Annotated in this window: 17 protein-coding genes; all 17 read left to right on the forward strand. The window is 65.9% G+C overall.

Translation table 11 applies throughout. The features are described 5' to 3' along the window. Window positions 1-207 precede the first annotated feature (207 nt). The 17 genes from AB0N75_RS02055 to AB0N75_RS02135 all read left to right on the forward strand — a co-directional run bounded on the left by AB0N75_RS02055 (window position 208) and on the right by AB0N75_RS02135 (window position 15218). Entirely contained in the window at window positions 208-1023 is an 816-nt protein-coding gene (locus tag AB0N75_RS02055; protein WP_364644318.1) for a sigma-70 family RNA polymerase sigma factor, read from the forward strand. A gap of 164 nt (window positions 1024-1187) precedes the next feature. Then, the gene (locus AB0N75_RS02060; RefSeq protein ID WP_364644321.1) at window positions 1188-2345 is read left to right on the forward strand and encodes a flagellin; all 1158 of its coding nucleotides are present in this window, start codon (window positions 1188-1190) and stop codon (window positions 2343-2345) included. A gap of 130 nt (window positions 2346-2475) precedes the next feature. Further along, entirely contained in the window at window positions 2476-3867 is a 1392-nt protein-coding gene (fliD, locus tag AB0N75_RS02065; RefSeq protein ID WP_364644324.1) for a flagellar filament capping protein FliD, read from the forward strand. Next, a complete protein-coding gene (gene fliS / locus AB0N75_RS02070; RefSeq protein WP_364644327.1) occupies window positions 3846-4310 on the forward strand; it encodes a flagellar export chaperone FliS in 465 nt (154 codons plus the stop codon). Before fliD ends, fliS begins: the two co-directional genes overlap by 22 nt. Further along, window positions 4303-4692 carry a hypothetical protein gene (locus AB0N75_RS02075; protein ID WP_364644330.1) on the forward strand — a complete coding sequence of 130 codons (390 nt, stop codon included), beginning with the start codon at window positions 4303-4305 and terminating at the stop codon, window positions 4690-4692. Before fliS ends, AB0N75_RS02075 begins: the two co-directional genes overlap by 8 nt. Before the next feature lie 125 nt (window positions 4693-4817). Further along, a complete protein-coding gene (locus AB0N75_RS02080; RefSeq protein WP_364644332.1) occupies window positions 4818-5159 on the forward strand; it encodes a flagellar basal body protein in 342 nt (113 codons plus the stop codon). Beyond that, window positions 5159-5551, forward strand: a complete 393-nt coding sequence (locus tag AB0N75_RS02085) for a flagellar basal body rod C-terminal domain-containing protein (RefSeq protein WP_364644335.1) — start codon at window positions 5159-5161, stop codon at window positions 5549-5551. The genes AB0N75_RS02080 and AB0N75_RS02085 overlap by 1 nt, the downstream gene beginning before the upstream one ends. Continuing rightward, window positions 5551-5856, forward strand: coding sequence for a flagellar hook-basal body complex protein FliE (fliE, locus tag AB0N75_RS02090; RefSeq protein WP_364644338.1), 306 nt, complete (start codon window positions 5551-5553; stop codon window positions 5854-5856). Before AB0N75_RS02085 ends, fliE begins: the two co-directional genes overlap by 1 nt. Beyond that, window positions 5856-7487, forward strand: a complete 1632-nt coding sequence (gene fliF / locus AB0N75_RS02095; RefSeq protein ID WP_364644341.1) for a flagellar basal-body MS-ring/collar protein FliF — start codon at window positions 5856-5858, stop codon at window positions 7485-7487. The genes fliE and fliF overlap by 1 nt, the downstream gene beginning before the upstream one ends. Then, window positions 7484-8503, forward strand: coding sequence for a flagellar motor switch protein FliG (gene fliG / locus AB0N75_RS02100; RefSeq protein WP_364644344.1), 1020 nt, complete (start codon window positions 7484-7486; stop codon window positions 8501-8503). Before fliF ends, fliG begins: the two co-directional genes overlap by 4 nt. Then, a complete protein-coding gene (locus tag AB0N75_RS02105; RefSeq protein ID WP_364644347.1) occupies window positions 8493-9152 on the forward strand; it encodes a FliH/SctL family protein in 660 nt (219 codons plus the stop codon). Before fliG ends, AB0N75_RS02105 begins: the two co-directional genes overlap by 11 nt. Then, complete coding sequence (locus tag AB0N75_RS02110; RefSeq protein ID WP_364644350.1) at window positions 9149-10477, forward strand: FliI/YscN family ATPase; 1329 nt, start codon at window positions 9149-9151, stop codon at window positions 10475-10477. Before AB0N75_RS02105 ends, AB0N75_RS02110 begins: the two co-directional genes overlap by 4 nt. A 2-nt stretch (window positions 10478-10479) precedes the next feature. After that, a complete protein-coding gene (locus tag AB0N75_RS02115; RefSeq protein WP_364644353.1) occupies window positions 10480-10902 on the forward strand; it encodes a flagellar FliJ family protein in 423 nt (140 codons plus the stop codon). Window positions 10903-10904: 2 nt separating this feature from the next. Next, entirely contained in the window at window positions 10905-11810 is a 906-nt protein-coding gene (locus AB0N75_RS02120; RefSeq protein WP_364644356.1) for a C40 family peptidase, read from the forward strand. After that, on the forward strand, window positions 11807-13420 hold the full coding sequence (locus AB0N75_RS02125) for a flagellar hook-length control protein FliK (RefSeq protein WP_364644359.1): 1614 nt from the start codon (window positions 11807-11809) through the stop codon (window positions 13418-13420). The genes AB0N75_RS02120 and AB0N75_RS02125 overlap by 4 nt, the downstream gene beginning before the upstream one ends. Before the next feature lie 13 nt (window positions 13421-13433). Beyond that, complete coding sequence (locus AB0N75_RS02130; RefSeq protein WP_364644362.1) at window positions 13434-13949, forward strand: flagellar hook capping FlgD N-terminal domain-containing protein; 516 nt, start codon at window positions 13434-13436, stop codon at window positions 13947-13949. A 90-nt stretch (window positions 13950-14039) separates the two neighbouring features. Continuing rightward, complete coding sequence (locus tag AB0N75_RS02135) at window positions 14040-15218, forward strand: flagellar hook protein FlgE (protein WP_364644364.1); 1179 nt, start codon at window positions 14040-14042, stop codon at window positions 15216-15218. The last annotated feature ends 69 nt before the right edge of the window (window positions 15219-15287 follow it).

Here is a 15287-nt window from a genome sequence, read left to right on the forward strand (position 1 = left end):
GGTCACGCCCCCACGCTCCGCATCAAAAAGCCGCCACTAGATGAACTGAAAGTAACGGCACGGCTACATTCCTATCTATCGGCCCAAATACCCTGTGCGTTAGAAACATTTGATGATAGGTTTCACCGAGAGATGAATCGTTCTTCCGGGGCCGCACCCCTCGGTGGTACAGAATGATGCATCACGAGTCTTGGCACGGAGGGGGACATGTCAGTGGAACGTGCTGACCGTAACGAACTGGTGGTTGAAAACCTCCCGCTCGTCGGATATTTGGTCTCCGAAGTGTGTGCCAAAGCCACTCATCTTTCCCGCGACGACCTGGCCTCCGCCGGCTCAGTCGCCCTCATAACTGCAGCGGATGCCTTCGACCCGACCATGGGCGTTCCCTTCGGCGCCTTCGCCCGACGGCGGATCATCGGCGCCTTCGCGGACGAGATGCGGGCCATCGACTGGGCTCCCCGCTCGGTACGCAAGCGCATCAAAGAAACTCTGTCCGTCCGCGAAACACTGACCGCAGAGTTGGGCCGCTACCCGAGCGTCGACGAAGTTGCCGCTGCCCTCGGAGTTGACCGCGAGACCGCCGAGGCGGCACTGGACGACGCTTCCCGGACGGTTTCCGCGCTGGATGACACCACGGCTGAACTCCTGGTATCCGAAACCGCGTCCCCCGAAGGCTCTCTGCTCACAGAGGAACGCCTCACCTTCCTCAAGGCGGCGGTGCACAACCTTCCCCCGAAGATGCGCTACATCGTGGAGCAGATCTACTTCGAGGATCGGTCTGTCAAAGAGATCGCCGGAGAAGTCGGCGCCACTCACTCCGCCGTCTCGCAGCAGCGCTCTGAGGCTATCCGCCTGCTCCGCGACGGCCTCCATACCCACTATTCCGACGACGGCGGTGCCTCCTATGTGCCCGAGTCGCGGATTGCGCCCTCCCGGAGGAATGCGTACCTGACGGCTCTGGCCGATCAGACGGTCGGCGGCATCACTCGCTTCGCCCGCCAGCACCAAACAGCCCTCTCCTAAACCAGTCGTTGATCGACTAAGGCGCGCCAGCGCCGCATGGAGATCCGGAGTTCCGGAAAATTTTCGAAATTCTCCTAACCAACCCACAACTCCCTCCGATAGCTACAGTTGCCAGCCCATGGACGGGCCGGTGAATTTGTACCATCTCATGGAGGAGTTTCATCATGGCTTTCGCCATTAACACCAACGTTGCGGCCCTGAACTCGTACCGCAACCTGTCCAACACCCAGAACGACATTTCCAAGTCCCTGGAGAAGCTGTCCACCGGCCTGCGCATCAACCGCGCTGCCGATGACGCAGCCGGTCTGTCCATCTCCGAGGGCCTGCGTTCGCAGGTCAACGGCCTGAACGTTGCTGCCCGCAACGCCCAGGATGGCATCTCCGTTATCCAGACTGCTGAAGGTGCCCTTACCGAGGTCCACTCCATTCTGCAGCGCATGCGGGATCTAGCAGTTCAGGCCGGCAACGATTCCAACAATCCTGATGCGCGAAAGGCAATTCAGACGGAAGTTGACGGCCTCGTCTCAGAACTGGGGCGCATTTCTGAGTCGACGAACTTCAACGGCACGAAACTTCTGGATGGAACAGCCGGCGTGCTCAGCTTCCAGGTCGGCGCCGATGGTAACTCGAGCAGTCGTATCGGTGTAGATCTGAGCACCGCCAACGTTGCCGCTCTGACGGACACCCTCAAGGGGGTTGACTCAACCGGCACCGCTCTGACGGGAGCCGTGAACTTCAATGGCTTCAAGTTCGGTGCGGAGGACGAAACCTACACCTTCGCGGCGGCGGGCGGCACTCCTGCAACGTTCGACGTGGACATCGCAAAGACTGATTCGTCTGAGCAGATTCTCGCAAAGTTGCAGGCGAAGGCCGGCGACTCCTACTCGGTCTATGGCGATAACATCAATGGATTCACCATCGCTGACAACACCGGAGTCGTCACAGCTTTCACCATCACTGAGGGAACGACGACCGCTGGTGCAGGGTTGACTGATGGCGTAGATGGCACCGAAGCCGCTGGACTTTCCTTCACTTCCAACGCAGCCGCGCAAACGTCGGTTAACCTGTTGGACGAGCAGATCAAGGCGATCTCGACCGCTCGCTCAGAGATGGGCGCATCGCAGAATCGCTTCGAACACTCCATTAAGCACATCAACATCTCGGCTGAGAACCTGTCCGCTTCGGAGTCTCGTATTCGCGATGCCGATATGGCACTGGAGATGGCTAGCTTCACCAAGAGCCAGATTATGTCCCAGGCTGGTACCGCGATGCTGGCTCAGGCCAACCAGATCAACCAGGGTGTGCTGCAGCTCCTCGGCTAATTCGATTAGCTAACGGCTGAATGCGGCTTGGCGGTGAGGGGAACGAACTGGACCTCACACCCATCACCGCCAAGCAACAGCATTCGTTGATTCTTATTTCGAGGTAATTCAAGACCCCAGTGGGAGCGAGATGGCGTTTGCAATCGACGGTTTGATTAGTGGTATCGATACCACCACCATGATCGACCAGCTCATGCAACTAGAGTCGCGCCCACAATTGCTTCTGAAGAGCAAAGTGTCCTCGACTCAGTCGCTGATGTCAGCGTTACAGCAGCTCAATACTCGTGTCTCCACGCTTGGGTCGCTTGCTGAGAAGTCATCAAAGCCCGGTGCTCTAAATTTGTTCAAGGCCACTAGCAGCTCGGACAAGGTGTCAGTCAAGGCTGGCGAGGCGGCCGCGAGCGGGGCTATCCAATTCGACGTCAAGCAGATTGCTCAAGCCCAGGTCTCAGTCTCCGCCTTGATGAGTGAATGGCCAGAAACGGCCAACATGCTTACGATTGCGCTTCGCGACGGCCAGGTGGATGAAAGCCGCGTGGAGATCAATACATCGGGCAAGTCACTCGATGAGGTCGTCGCGGCCATCAACTCTTCCGGGGCTGGCGTCAGTGCCATGAAAGTGGCAGCCGGGGCGGACGCTGGCGGGAAGCAACAGTACCGCGTCCAGTTCAGCGCGACGGACACCGGGTCTGACGGTGCCTTCAAGATTCACCAGACAATGCAAGAAGGTACGTCCGTCGATTTGCTTTCGGCTGATGGCGCTTTCGAATTCCGAAAGGCCCAAGACGCGCAAGTTGTCCTTTGGAAGGGCATAACTGACGCGGAAGAGATGATCACGTCGTCGTCGAATACGTTCAAGAATCTCGTTCCAGGCGTGGAAGTCATCGTCTCCGCCGTGAGCACTGAGCCGGTGACGGTTACGATCAACCGTGACAATGCCGGGATCGCCAAGAAGGCCAGCGATCTAGTCGATGGGCTCGCCAGCCTCTTCTCCTATATCTCCACGAACTCGTCGGTGTCGACCTCGACCTCCACGGGAACGACGGTTGCCAAGGGCGGCATCTTCACCTCGGACAGCAGCGTGCGCGACATCGAGCAGCGGATTATGCGGGCGGCCACCGGGCCGGTTGAGGGCAGATCGCCGTCGGAAATCGGCATCAGCATCACCAAGGATGGCACTGTCGAGTTTGATGCGGAGAAGTTCGCGGCTGCCTTGGAGGAGAATCCTGCATGGGCCGAGAAAGTAGTCCAGGAAATTTCCTCGCGAGTTGCCACAGCCGCCAAAGCGGCTTCGGACCCGTACGAGGGCGCCATTACCTTGCGGATTCAGAGCCAGCAATCCGAAGTGAAGGCGCTGAATACCCAAGTGGACGAGTGGGACCGACGTCTGGAAATGCGACGATCGACTCTCTCCGCGACGTGGTCGAATTTGGAAGTAACGCTGCAAAAGCTTCAATCGCAGGGCGACTGGCTGAGTTCGCAGCTGGCCACCCTGCCGGCATGGGGGAGCTCGAAGAAATGACACTGACGTACGGGCCGGGGTTCGGCGCCCAGGCAAAGCGGAACCAGTTCCAGCGTGACGCGATCATGTCCGCCACGCCGGCACGGTTGCTGACCATGTTGTACGACCGACTGCTGTTGGACTTGAACAGGGCTGACGCTGCACAGCAGAACCAGCAGTGGTCAGTGGCATCGGAGAACCTGATCCATGCGCAGGCCATCGTGTCCGAGCTGATGTCCTCGCTGAAGACCGACGTGTGGGATGGGGGAGAGAGTCTGAAGGCGCTCTACACCTACACGCTGAACGCGATGCTGAACGCGAACATCCACCGCGATGCCGCGCGGACCCGCGAGTGCATCGAGCTGCTGGAACCGCTGCGCGAGGCCTGGCATGAGGCAGCCGAGCAGCTCCCGGCACAGAGTGCCCGCGGCGCCGGTATGGGTGGCGAACTTGGAATTGCCTGAGTTTTCAGAACCGGCGCTCCCGAAGTCGGAGCTTCGAGAGTCTGAACTGCCGGAGAGCGGTATTGCGGCGTTGCACCGCTGGATCGAAGTGCTCGATGAGCTGGAGCTGACGCTGGCAAGTGCTGCCGAAGCCACCAGCGAAGGCGAGGATCCGGAAGCAAGCCGGCGCACCGCCGTCGTGCTGTGGAAGGCGCCGCAGGGGCTGGGCCCCATACCGAATGAACTGGTGGAGCGCGCCACCAAACTGGCCGCGGCACAGCAAGAAGCGATCCGCGAACTGCGCGCCGACATGCGGCAGAACCGGCAGGAACTGGCGTTCCTGGAGGCGGTTCCCACCCGCGCCACCTCGGGCCGTTCCGTCTACCTAGATGTAAACGGTTAACCAATCTCAAGATTTACCTAACGCACTCCCGTCTGCGTGCCGATAGCTGGATAGTGAGCACGGATAGCTCACCGAACAGGCCATGGATCGGCCGACCACATGCCAGTAGTAAGACGGGTCTTGCTGTGTTCGAATCTGTGACGGGGGCTGCCATGCAGAGCGCCCTGGACGGCCTCGCCATGCGCCAGCGTGCCATCGCCAACAACATCGCGAACGTAAATACCCCCGGCTACCATGCCCAGCGCGTCCAGTTCGAGGAAGCGCTGGCCAAGTCGGTAGCCCGCGGAGACGGCAGCACCACCGCCAGCATGGACCGCTCGCTGGAGCCTACGCGGCTGGACGGCAGCAACGTCAACCTGGATACCGAGACCCTTTCCAACATTGAAACTGTGCTGCGCTACCAGTTCGCAGCCCGGGCCGCGGAGAGTCCGTTCAGCGGCGTCCGCACGGCGATGAGGACCAACTAATGACCTTCGATGCCATTGGAATCGCCGGTACCGGCCTGACCGTCCACCGCAAGTGGCTGGACGCCGTCTCCGACAACCTGGCCAACGCCAACAACGCCACCAGCACCGATGGCGCCGCTTTCCAGGCCCGCTATGTGGTGGCGCAGGAAGGCCAGGGCGTCTCCGGCGTGTATGTGGCCGGCGCCGAGTTCGGTGACGCCGAAGGCACCATGGTGCACCAGCCGGACCACCCGCTGGCCGACGAGGACGGCTACGTCCGCTACCCGGACATTGATATGTCCCAGCAGATGGGCGCCCTGATCATGGCCCAGCGCGGTTACCAGGCCAACGCTGCCGTGGTTGACCGGGCGAAGTCCACCTACGAGGCCGCCCTGCAGATTGGACGCAACTGATGCCGCTCTCTTCCATTCCGCCGATCCAGGGCGTGACCGGCACTGGCTACCTGCCCACCGCCGATGCGCAGCAGTCCACCAACGGCGTGGGTTTCGCCACCTCGCTCACCGGTGCCGTCGACAACCTGCAGCAGCTGCAGTCGACCTCCAACCAACTGGCGATCCAGGCCGTGACCGGCGACTTGAACGACATCCACAACGCGACGCTGGCTTCCACCCGCGCCGCGGTAACGCTGGAACTGGTGGCCGCGGTCCGGAACAAGGGCGTTGACGCCTTCAACGAGATCATGAGGATGCAGGCCTAATGCCCGCCACAGTCTCCTCCTGGATCTCGCGGTTGGGCAAAACCATCCGCGAGTTCACCGTCGCGCAGCGCACCATCGCGATCATCGGCATCGCCGTCGTCGTGCTGGGCATCGCCGCCCTGACGGCGTGGGCGTCCAAGCCCTCCTACACACCGCTGTTTTCCGGGCTGGCCGCAGCCGACGCCAACACCATCGTTGAGCAGCTGCGCACCGACGGGGTCCCGTACGAGCTGACCAACGGCGGCGGCACCATCCTGGTCCCGGAAGAGAACGTCTACGACCAGCGGCTCAAGGCCGCCGCGGCCGGAATGCCGAGCTCCTCCACCGGCGGGTATTCGCTGCTGGACGAGATGGGCGTGACCTCCTCCGAGTTCCAGCAGTCGGTGACCTACAAGCGCGCACTGGAAGGCGAACTGGCCAACACCATTGAAGCGGTCGACGGCGTGAAGACCGCCTCCGTGCGGCTGGCCATCCCGGAGGAGACGGTGTTCGTCTCAGAAAAGGGCGAGCCGACCGCCTCCGTGTTCGTGGACACCGAGCGCACCACGCTGGGTGCCGACCAGGTCCAGGCCATCGTGCACCTGACCTCCGCGTCCATCGACGGGATGAAGCCGGACAACGTGGCCGTGATCGACGCCGCCGGCACCGTGCTGTCCGCCGTCGGCGTGGGCGCCACCGGATCCGCGGACAAGCAGGCCTCCGACTACGAAGAGCGTGTCCGCGCCTCCGTGCAGACCATGCTGGACCGCGTGGTCGGACCGGGCAATTCCTCCGTGGTGGTGGCCGCGGACATGAACTACGAGTCCGCCGAACGCGTGGAAGAGACCTTCACGACGCCGGACGGCGCGCCCGCGCTGAACGAGTCCACGGAGACCGAAGAGTACGAGGGATCCGGCGGCGGAGCGGCCGGCGTGCTGGGCCCGGACAACATCGCCGTACCCGGCGACGCCGCCGGCGACGGAACCTTTACATCCGAGTCGGAGACCAAGAACAACGCGCTGAACAAGGTCACCGAGACCCGGGCCATCCCGGCCGGCGCGATCAACCGCCAGACCGTCTCGGTGGCGCTGGATGCCGACGCCGCCGGTGCGCTGAACCTGGCCAACATCGAGGGACTGGTCACCACCGCCGCCGGCATCAACGCCGACCGCGGCGACCAGGTCACCGTGGAACTGGTGCCATTCAACACCGCCGGTGCACAGGATGCCGCCGAGGCCCTGGCCGCCGCACAGGCCGCCGAGGAAGCCGCGCGCCAGGCCGAGCTGATCCGCACCGCCATCATCACCGCGGGCATTGTGCTGCTGGTGATCATAGCCCTGCTGGTCTATGCCCGCTGGTCCCGCCGCCAGAACCGCGAGCCGGTGGACCTGGGCGAACTGCAGGACTTCCAGCCGGAAATCGAGGCCCCGCAGGACCTGCAGCTGCCGGCGCCGAAGCCCGTGATCGTGGAGCCCATCCCGGTGGTCGCCCCGTCGACCACGGCGCTGGAGCTCACCGGTCCGCCGGAACTGTCCGACGAGCAGAAGGACATGAACCGCAAGCGCGCGGAGATCGATGCCCTGGCCGCCCAGGAACCGGACAAGACCGCGGACTTCCTGCGGTCCTTGATGGATGAAAAGCAGAACGCATGAGCGAGCTATTGACCGCCCTGACCGGCACCCAGAAGGTGGCGGTGGTGCTGATGCAGATGGAGCAGGCCCGGGCCGCCGAGGTGATGAAGCGCTTCAGCGAGGCGGAGGCCGAACTGATCACCGCCGAGTTGGTGGGCATGGGCCGGGTGGATCCCGAGACCGCCGAAGAGGCGTTCAAGGAATTCCACGACATGACGGTCAAGGGCCGGCGCCGGCCGCGCGGCGGCAAGGAGTTCGCCGCCGGGCTGCTGGCGGCCTCCTTCGGTGCGGAGAAAGCCGCCGGCGTGCTGGACCGGCTGGCCACCTCGATGGCCGGCAAGCCGTTCGAGTTCATGGACGAGGCCGATCCCAGCCAGCTGATCACGCTGCTCAGCGGCGAGATCCCGCAGACCATTGCCCTGGTGCTGGCGCACATGCGCCCGGAGCAGGCCTCCGCGGTGATTGCGGGTCTGGACGAGTCGGTCCGGCCCGAGGTGGCCCAGTGCATCGCCACCATGGGCACCGCCACGCCGGAGGCCGTGACCATCGTGGCCGAGACGCTCAAGGTGCGGGCCGGCGCCGTCGTGCCCCGCCAGCAGGTGGAGGTGGTGGGCGGCGTGCAGCCGCTGGTGGACATCATCAACCGGGCCGACGTCGCCACCGAACGCGCGCTGCTGGAGGCACTGGACGAACGCGACCCGGAGCTGGCGGAGGAAGTCCGCTCGCGGATGCTCACCTTCGAAGACATCACCAAGCTGGAACCGCGCGACGTGCAGCAGGTGCTGCGCGGCATCGAGATCGCGGTGCTGGCGGTGGCGATGAAGGGCGCCAGCGAACCGGTCACCGAACTGATCCGCAAGAACGTCTCCGAACGCAACCGCGACATCCTCGACGACGAGATCAACGCCACCGGCCCGCTGCGCATGTCGCAGATCGAAGAGGCGCGCGCGGACATTGTGCGGTCCATCCGCGAGCTGGAAGCCAGCGGCATCATCACGGTCCAGCGCGGCGTGGAGGAAGACGAATATGTCTACTGACGCGACGTTCTCCAGGCTGAGCTTCCCGGAGCTGAACACCGGGGCGAAGAACTTCTCCAAGGTGGCCTACACCGAGCTGCGCAGCGACGACGAGGCGCAGGAGCGGGCGTTCGAGCAGGCCAAGGTCCGCGGCCACGCCGCCGGCTACACCGCCGGCATGCGCGAGGGCGCCGAGATGATGCGCGCACGCCAGTTGGCCATGGAGCAGGACCACGCGGCCATGATGGCCGACGGCCGTGACCGCGTGCAGCAGGCCGTTGCCGCGCTAGGTGCTGCCACGCGCGCCTTGGAAGGACGCGCGGCACCGGTGCTGGCCGCCGCGCAGAACACGCTGGCCGCGGCAGCCATCGAGCTGGCTGAGGCCATCCTGGGCCATGAATTATCCGACGGCGATGCCTCCGCCCGCTCGGCCATCACCCGGGCTTTGGCCGGAGTGGATGCCTCCCGCGTGCACACCGTCCGGATGAACCCGACCGACCTGACCATGCTGGCGCCGGAGACCCGCAGCCAGGCCGGCGTGGGTTTCAGCCCCGACTCTTCGCTGGCCCCCGGTGACGCGGTCACCGAATTCGCCGACGGCTTCCTGGACGCGCGGATTGGTACCGCGCTTGGCCGCGCCAGGGCCGCGCTGCTGGAGGTGCGGCAGTGACCGCCGTGGCCTGGCGCCCGCGCGCCGACCGGTTCGCCGACGCGCTGGCCGCTGCCGCGCCGCAGCGCTACGGGATGGTGTCCTCTGTGGTGGGCCTCGGCGTCGAAATCATTGGCCTGGACTGCGCCATTGGGGATCTGGTGGTGATCGGCGAGGGCCAGGGCGTGGAGGCCGAGGTGGTGGCCACCAACCGGGATAGCATCCGCTGCATGCCGCTGGGCCGGCTTACCGGGATCAACACTGGCACCCCGGCCAAGGCCAAGGGCGTTCCGGTGCTGGTGCCGACCGGTGCCGGGCTGTTCGGCCGGGTGCTGGACGGTATGGGCCGGCCGATCGACGGCAAGGGCCCGCTGGTGTTCGATCAACTGGTTCCGCTGGACAACGACACCCCGTCCGCCATGCACCGGGCACGGATCGAGACCCCGCTGCAGCTGGGTGTGCGCGTGCTGGACACGCTGACCACGGTGGGCAAGGGCCAGCGCATGGGCCTGTTCGCCGGCTCCGGCGTGGGCAAGTCCTCGCTGCTGTCCATGATCGCCCGCGGCACCGACGCCGAGGTCTCCGTGATCGCGCTGGTGGGGGAGCGCGGCCGAGAAGTCCGCGAGTTCCTCGAGGACGATCTGGGCGAAGCCGGGCTGGCCCGGTCCATTGTGGTGGTATCCACCTCCGACGAGCCCGCGCTGATGCGGCTGCGCGCCGCCTTCACCGCAACCCGGATCGCCGAGTCCTTCCGCGACCGCGGCGCCGACGTGATGCTGATGATGGACTCGCTCACCCGCGTGGCCATGGCCCAGCGCGAAATCGGCCTCTCCGTCGGCGAACCTCCGGCCACCCGCGGCTACCCGCCGTCGACCTTCTCCGTACTTGCCCGGCTACTGGAACGCGCCGGCACGGCGGAGACCGGCTCGGTCACCGGCATGTACACGGTGCTGGTGGACGGCGACGACCACAACGAACCGATCGCCGACTCCGCCCGCTCCATCCTGGACGGGCACGTGGTGCTGGACCGCAAGCTCGCGGTCTCCGGGCACTACCCGTCGGTGGACCCGCTGGGGTCGATCTCCCGGGTGGCATCCAAGGTCAACACGCCGGAGAACTCCCGCGCCGCCGGCGCCCTGCGCAAGGTACTCGCGGCCCGCAAGGCGGCGCAGGACCTGCTGGACGTGGGCGCCTACCAGGCCGGATCAAACCCCATGGTGGATGCGGCCGTGCAGCACGAAGACGACATCAACCTGTTCTTGCAGCAGCGGATGGACGACCAGACGCCCGCCGCCCAGTCCTGGGATCAGCTGAACCGCCTGACCCGCACCCTCGGAGGTATGTAGAGATGGCTCGATCCTTCCCCCTGGCCGGACTGCTGCGGCTGCGCCAGCTCCAGCAGGACCAGGCCGCCGGCAACCTCGCCGCCGCGAACAACCGGGCCCGCGAGTCCGGTGCCCGGGTGGTGGCTGCCCGGAACGAGCTCGGCGAGATCATCAGCGAGGTCTCCGACGCCGCCACGCTGCACGCCGTGGCCGCCGCCCGGTCCGCCTCGCGCAGCATGCTGGCCGATCTGGAGAACCTGGACCGCACCCGGCAGCACGAGGCACACCAGGCGCAGCAGGAGTTCCTCGCAGTGCGCAAGCAGTCCGTGGGGCTGGAAAAGCTGGAGACCCGGCACCTTGAGGCCGAGTCCGTCGAAGAGCTCCGCCGCGAGCAGCTGGTGTTGGACGAGCTGTCCATCGGCGGCCGGGGCGGTGACGGACGATGAGCATGACCGACACGATGGGCCGGATCCAGCAGATCCAGTCCACCCTGACCCAACTCACCCAGCCCGCCGTTGCCGCTGAGGCCGCTTCCGGCACGTCCGGCAGCGGCAGCGCCGGCGGCAGCGCGGCCGGCACCTTTGCCGACGCGCTCACCGCCGCCACGGGCAGCTCGGCGGTCGGCGGTGCCGCCGGCACGGCCGGGATTGCGGGCGCCGCGAGCGGAACCGCCGCGAGCGGAACCGCCGCCGAACTGATCGCTGCCACCGAGAAGTACGTGGGCCTGCCCTACGTCTGGGGCGGCAACGATGCCTCCGTCGGGCTGGACTGCTCCTCCTTCGTGCAGCACGCCTTCCGCGACGTCGGCATCGACCTGCCGCGGGTCACCTGGGACCAGATGAAGGAAGGAACCCCGGTAGCCTCGATGGCCGACGCCAAGCCCGGCGACCTCCTCTTCAGCTTCGACGGCGGCCACGTGTCCATCTACCTGGGCAACGGCAAGGCCATCGATGCCCCGCAGCCCGGCGACACCATCAAGGTCCGTGACGCGTGGGAGAACGACTCCAACATCACCACCATCCGCCGCATCCTGCCCGATGAGCCAACGGTCCAGGCCGCTGGCGGTGTTGACACCGCCGGAGCTGCTTCCGGCTCAACTGCACCGACCGCCGACCAGCAGCGCGCGCTGACCGAACTGATCGGCGCCGCGCAGCTCTCCACGTCCACCGGGCTGGGCTCGGTGCTGACGGGCCAGAACGGCACTGCCGGCGCGATCAGCGCCATGCTGTCCGGCCAGGCAGGCAACACCGGCCTGGCCTCCCTGCTCAATGGCCAGGGCTCCTCCGGTTCCGGACAGCTGACCGATTTGCTGGCCACCGCGCAGGCGGCCATGGCGACAGGACAGAGAGCATGAGCCTCCCCGTGAACTCCCTTCCCATCGCCCCCTCCGCTTCGCCGTCCCGCGCCAACGCGTCCGGTTCGCGCTCCTCCGGTCCCGGCTTTGACTCCGCCATGCAGGACGCGCTCCAGCATGGTTCGGCCTACAAGCCTTCCAAGCACGACGCCGCTGCCTCCACCGGGGGCCGCGCCCCGGCCGCCGGGGCCGCTGGACAGACCGGATCTGCGGCGGCCCAGACTGGCACTGGTGCGATGCAGCCTGGAGCCGGCGATCAGGCAACGACCGGGCCGTCCGCCGCCGCTGGCGACACTAAAGCCGTTGACGGAACCGCTGCTGCGATGCAGAACCTCGGCGTCCCTGCGGTGTGGCCGCTGGCTGGCGGTCAAACCCTGTTGGCTGGCGACGCCGCAACTGGTGCTCCCGCGATGGGTGAAGCTGCTGGAACGCCGACGGCGGCTGCCTCCGCCGGTGCGCTGGCCACCCAGTTGGCGGGCACAGCGGGCACGGCGGGTACCGGCGGCGCCGGCGACTGGGCCGACCCGCTTACCGCTCCGGCCGGCAGCGCAGGGACAGCCGCTGGTGCGGCGACCGCGGTCACTGCTGCTGCGCCGCAGGCGGCCGCCGGCACGGCGGTTGCTGCTGGCCAGTCTGCTGCCGGCCCCGTTGACGGGACTGGCCCGGCCGCACCGGGAACCGGAGCCCCGGTCGGCGCTGGCACAGCTCCGGATGCTCTCGGAGCCACCACCCTCACGGACGCAACCGGTTCTCCGGGTGCTGCAACTGCGTCCGCCGCGTCCGCCGCGGATGCCCCAGGAACCCTAGCCGCCACCGCGCCCGCAGCCGTCGATGGGGAAGCACCGCAGAACCAGTCGGCTGGTTCGCTCGCGCAGACCGCCCCCGCCCAGCCACCCACGCAGGCGAGCACAGCTGCACAGCTGCCCACCGGCGTCGTACTTCCCGGACAAATGCTCCCGGGCAGCGCGGCTCAGGGTGGAGCTGCTGCGACCGCAGGGGCAAGCGCAGCGGCCGTGGCAGCCACGGCTTCGGCCAACGGTGCCCGTGGTGAGGCGGAACAGCTGCCGGCCTACGGCCAGGTTCCGGTCGCAGCCCAGCCCGCTCCGGTGTCCCAACCCGCGGCGACGGCTCCGGCCTCGGCGCCCGCTCCAGTACCGCCGCACCAGCAGTTGCCCTTCACCGCGCAGGTGGCCCGGCCGCTGTTCACCTTGGCGCAGGCCAAGCCGGGTGAGCACGTGATGACCATCAGCGTCACGCCGGACAATCTGGGACCGGTCACGGTTCGCGCCCATGTGACGGGGGAGGGTGTGCGGGTGGAGCTGTTCGCGCCGAACGACGCGGGCCGCGACGCCCTGCGTGCCATCATGGCCGACCTGAAGCGCGATCTCGCGTCGACCGGCATGAACGCGAATCTGGATCTGTCCAACCAGAACCGGCCGAACGATGACCGACCCGGCACGCAGTTCGGCCCCGACGGCCGGCCCGCCGGCGGTTCGCAAGGCCAGCACGGGCTCTCGGAAACATCCGCCGGCGCCGCCGCTGACACCACCGATCCATCAGCCCTGAGACGTCCCTACGGGATTTCGACCAGCCTCGACGTGCTGGCCTGAGACAAGGAGAACCATGCCCACCGACTCAGTCACGCCCGTCGCGGCCACCGGGATGTATACCGCGCCCCCGACGCGCGCGCCGAAGCAGACCATGGACGGCGAGATGTTCATGCACCTGCTGGTCACCCAGCTGCAGAACCAGGACCCCAGCTCGCCGATGGACACCAACCAGATGATCTCGCAGAGCACCCAGCTGGCCATGATGGAGAGCATCGCGACCATGACCACCACCAGCGAGGAAAACTTCTCGCTGCAGATGCGCGGCGTTGCCGCGGCGCTGGTCGGCCAGCAGGTGAGCTACTACGGCCAGGACGGCTCCCTGATCACCGGCACGGCCAGCTCGGTGTCCTACGCCGGGCCGGTCCCGCAGGTGATCGTGGACGGCAAGGAGATCCCGCTGGATCTGGTTGCCGGCATCAACGCCGCAACGCCGGGGGACCCCGGCGCTGGTCAAGGCGCTGACGACGCCGGTGCCTCCTCGGTTGGCTCCGGCACCGAGGGCTCGGGGACCAGTGGGGGCGCCGCCTGACTTGTTGTGTCCTAACCCAGCTTTTGCAAGCAACAGATTTTTCCAGTCACTGAATCACTCGTCCGTTCCACGATCCGAAAGGCGCTGATCATGCTCCGCTCGCTCTACTCCGGAATCTCCGGTCTCCGCTCGCACCAGACCATGCTGGATGTCACCGGCAACAACATCGCCAACGTCAACACCACCGGCTTCAAGGCCTCCTCGGTCCAGTTCCAGGACACCCTGTCCCAGATGACCCAGGGCGCAGGCGGCCCGCAGGCCCAGGCCGGCGGCACCAACCCGGCCCAGGTGGGCCTCGGCGTGCAGGTTGCCGGCATCTCCACCAACTTCACCCAGGGCTCCTCGCAGGCCACCGGCAAAGCCACCGACATGATGATCTCCGGCGACGGCTTCTTCGTCACCAGCAAGGGCGGTGAACAGTTCTACACCCGCGCCGGCGCATTTGAACTGGACTCGAACGGCAATCTCGTTTCTCCGGATGGCGCGATCCTGCAGGGCTGGATGGCTGACGCCGCTGGAAATATCCCAGTAGGTGGGCCGATCAACACCATCCAACTCTCCCCGGCCACCGTCTCCGCGGCATCAGCAACAACTACAGCCAAGGTCAGCGGCAACTTGCCGTCGGAGGCTGCAGACCCAGACGCGCCGCTGGTCCGCGACATAGAGATTTTTGGTGCGGACGGCACCAAGAGCACGCTTCAGCTGACGTTCGATAAGACGGCAAACCCTGGAGAATGGGTAGTGACAGGCGGAGGCGGTACTGCCACTGTCACGTTCGACGCAAATGGTGCACTCGCTGCAGCGTCCGATACGTCGATTGTCTCAGGCGGCATCACCGTCGATCTTGCGACATTGACCGGTTACGCCGGTATGTCCACCGTGAAGCTTGACAGCCAGAACGGCTACGCGGCTGGCGCGCTCGAGTCCTTTACGATGGCATCTGACGGCACCCTGATGGGGTCCTTTAGCAATGGCCGACAGGCCGCTGTGGGACGCATAGCGCTGGCCAACTTCACTAATCCGGGCGGTCTGGAGAAGGCTGGTTCGTCGTCGTACCGCGTCACGGCCAACTCCGGCCAGGTTGAGTTGGGCACTGCCGGCACAGGCGGCCTCGGCACGCTGGCCGGCGGCTCGCTGGAAATGTCCAACGTGGACCTGTCCCAGGAGTTCACCAACCTGATCGTTGCGCAGCGTGGCTTCCAGGCCAACGCCCGTATCATCACCACCTCCGACGAAGTGCTGCAGGAACTGACAAACCTGAAGCGCTAATATTTCGGAGCCCATAAGCCACCACCGAAGTGCAACTGCCCGACCGTTCGCGGGCAGCTGCAGCGGCCG

The organism is Arthrobacter sp. NPDC089319 (genome assembly GCF_040684925.1).
GTDB lineage: Bacteria > Actinomycetota > Actinomycetes > Actinomycetales > Micrococcaceae > Crystallibacter.

Coding starts and splice junctions, on each gene's coding strand:
- AB0N75_RS02135 (WP_364644364.1), top strand. CDS start 14,040: ATGCTCCGCTCGCTCTACTCCGGAATCTCCGGTCTCCGCTCGCACCAG.
- fliF (WP_364644341.1), top strand. CDS start 5,856: ATGCCCGCCACAGTCTCCTCCTGGATCTCGCGGTTGGGCAAAACCATC.
- AB0N75_RS02115 (WP_364644353.1), top strand. CDS start 10,480: ATGGCTCGATCCTTCCCCCTGGCCGGACTGCTGCGGCTGCGCCAGCTC.
- AB0N75_RS02125 (WP_364644359.1), top strand. CDS start 11,807: ATGAGCCTCCCCGTGAACTCCCTTCCCATCGCCCCCTCCGCTTCGCCG.
- AB0N75_RS02085 (WP_364644335.1), top strand. CDS start 5,159: ATGACCTTCGATGCCATTGGAATCGCCGGTACCGGCCTGACCGTCCAC.
- AB0N75_RS02130 (WP_364644362.1), top strand. CDS start 13,434: ATGCCCACCGACTCAGTCACGCCCGTCGCGGCCACCGGGATGTATACC.
- AB0N75_RS02120 (WP_364644356.1), top strand. CDS start 10,905: ATGACCGACACGATGGGCCGGATCCAGCAGATCCAGTCCACCCTGACC.
- AB0N75_RS02105 (WP_364644347.1), top strand. CDS start 8,493: ATGTCTACTGACGCGACGTTCTCCAGGCTGAGCTTCCCGGAGCTGAAC.
- fliD (WP_364644324.1), top strand. CDS start 2,476: ATGGCGTTTGCAATCGACGGTTTGATTAGTGGTATCGATACCACCACC.
- AB0N75_RS02055 (WP_364644318.1), top strand. CDS start 208: ATGTCAGTGGAACGTGCTGACCGTAACGAACTGGTGGTTGAAAACCTC.
- fliE (WP_364644338.1), top strand. CDS start 5,551: ATGCCGCTCTCTTCCATTCCGCCGATCCAGGGCGTGACCGGCACTGGC.
- fliS (WP_364644327.1), top strand. CDS start 3,846: ATGGGGGAGCTCGAAGAAATGACACTGACGTACGGGCCGGGGTTCGGC.
- fliG (WP_364644344.1), top strand. CDS start 7,484: ATGAGCGAGCTATTGACCGCCCTGACCGGCACCCAGAAGGTGGCGGTG.
- AB0N75_RS02060 (WP_364644321.1), top strand. CDS start 1,188: ATGGCTTTCGCCATTAACACCAACGTTGCGGCCCTGAACTCGTACCGC.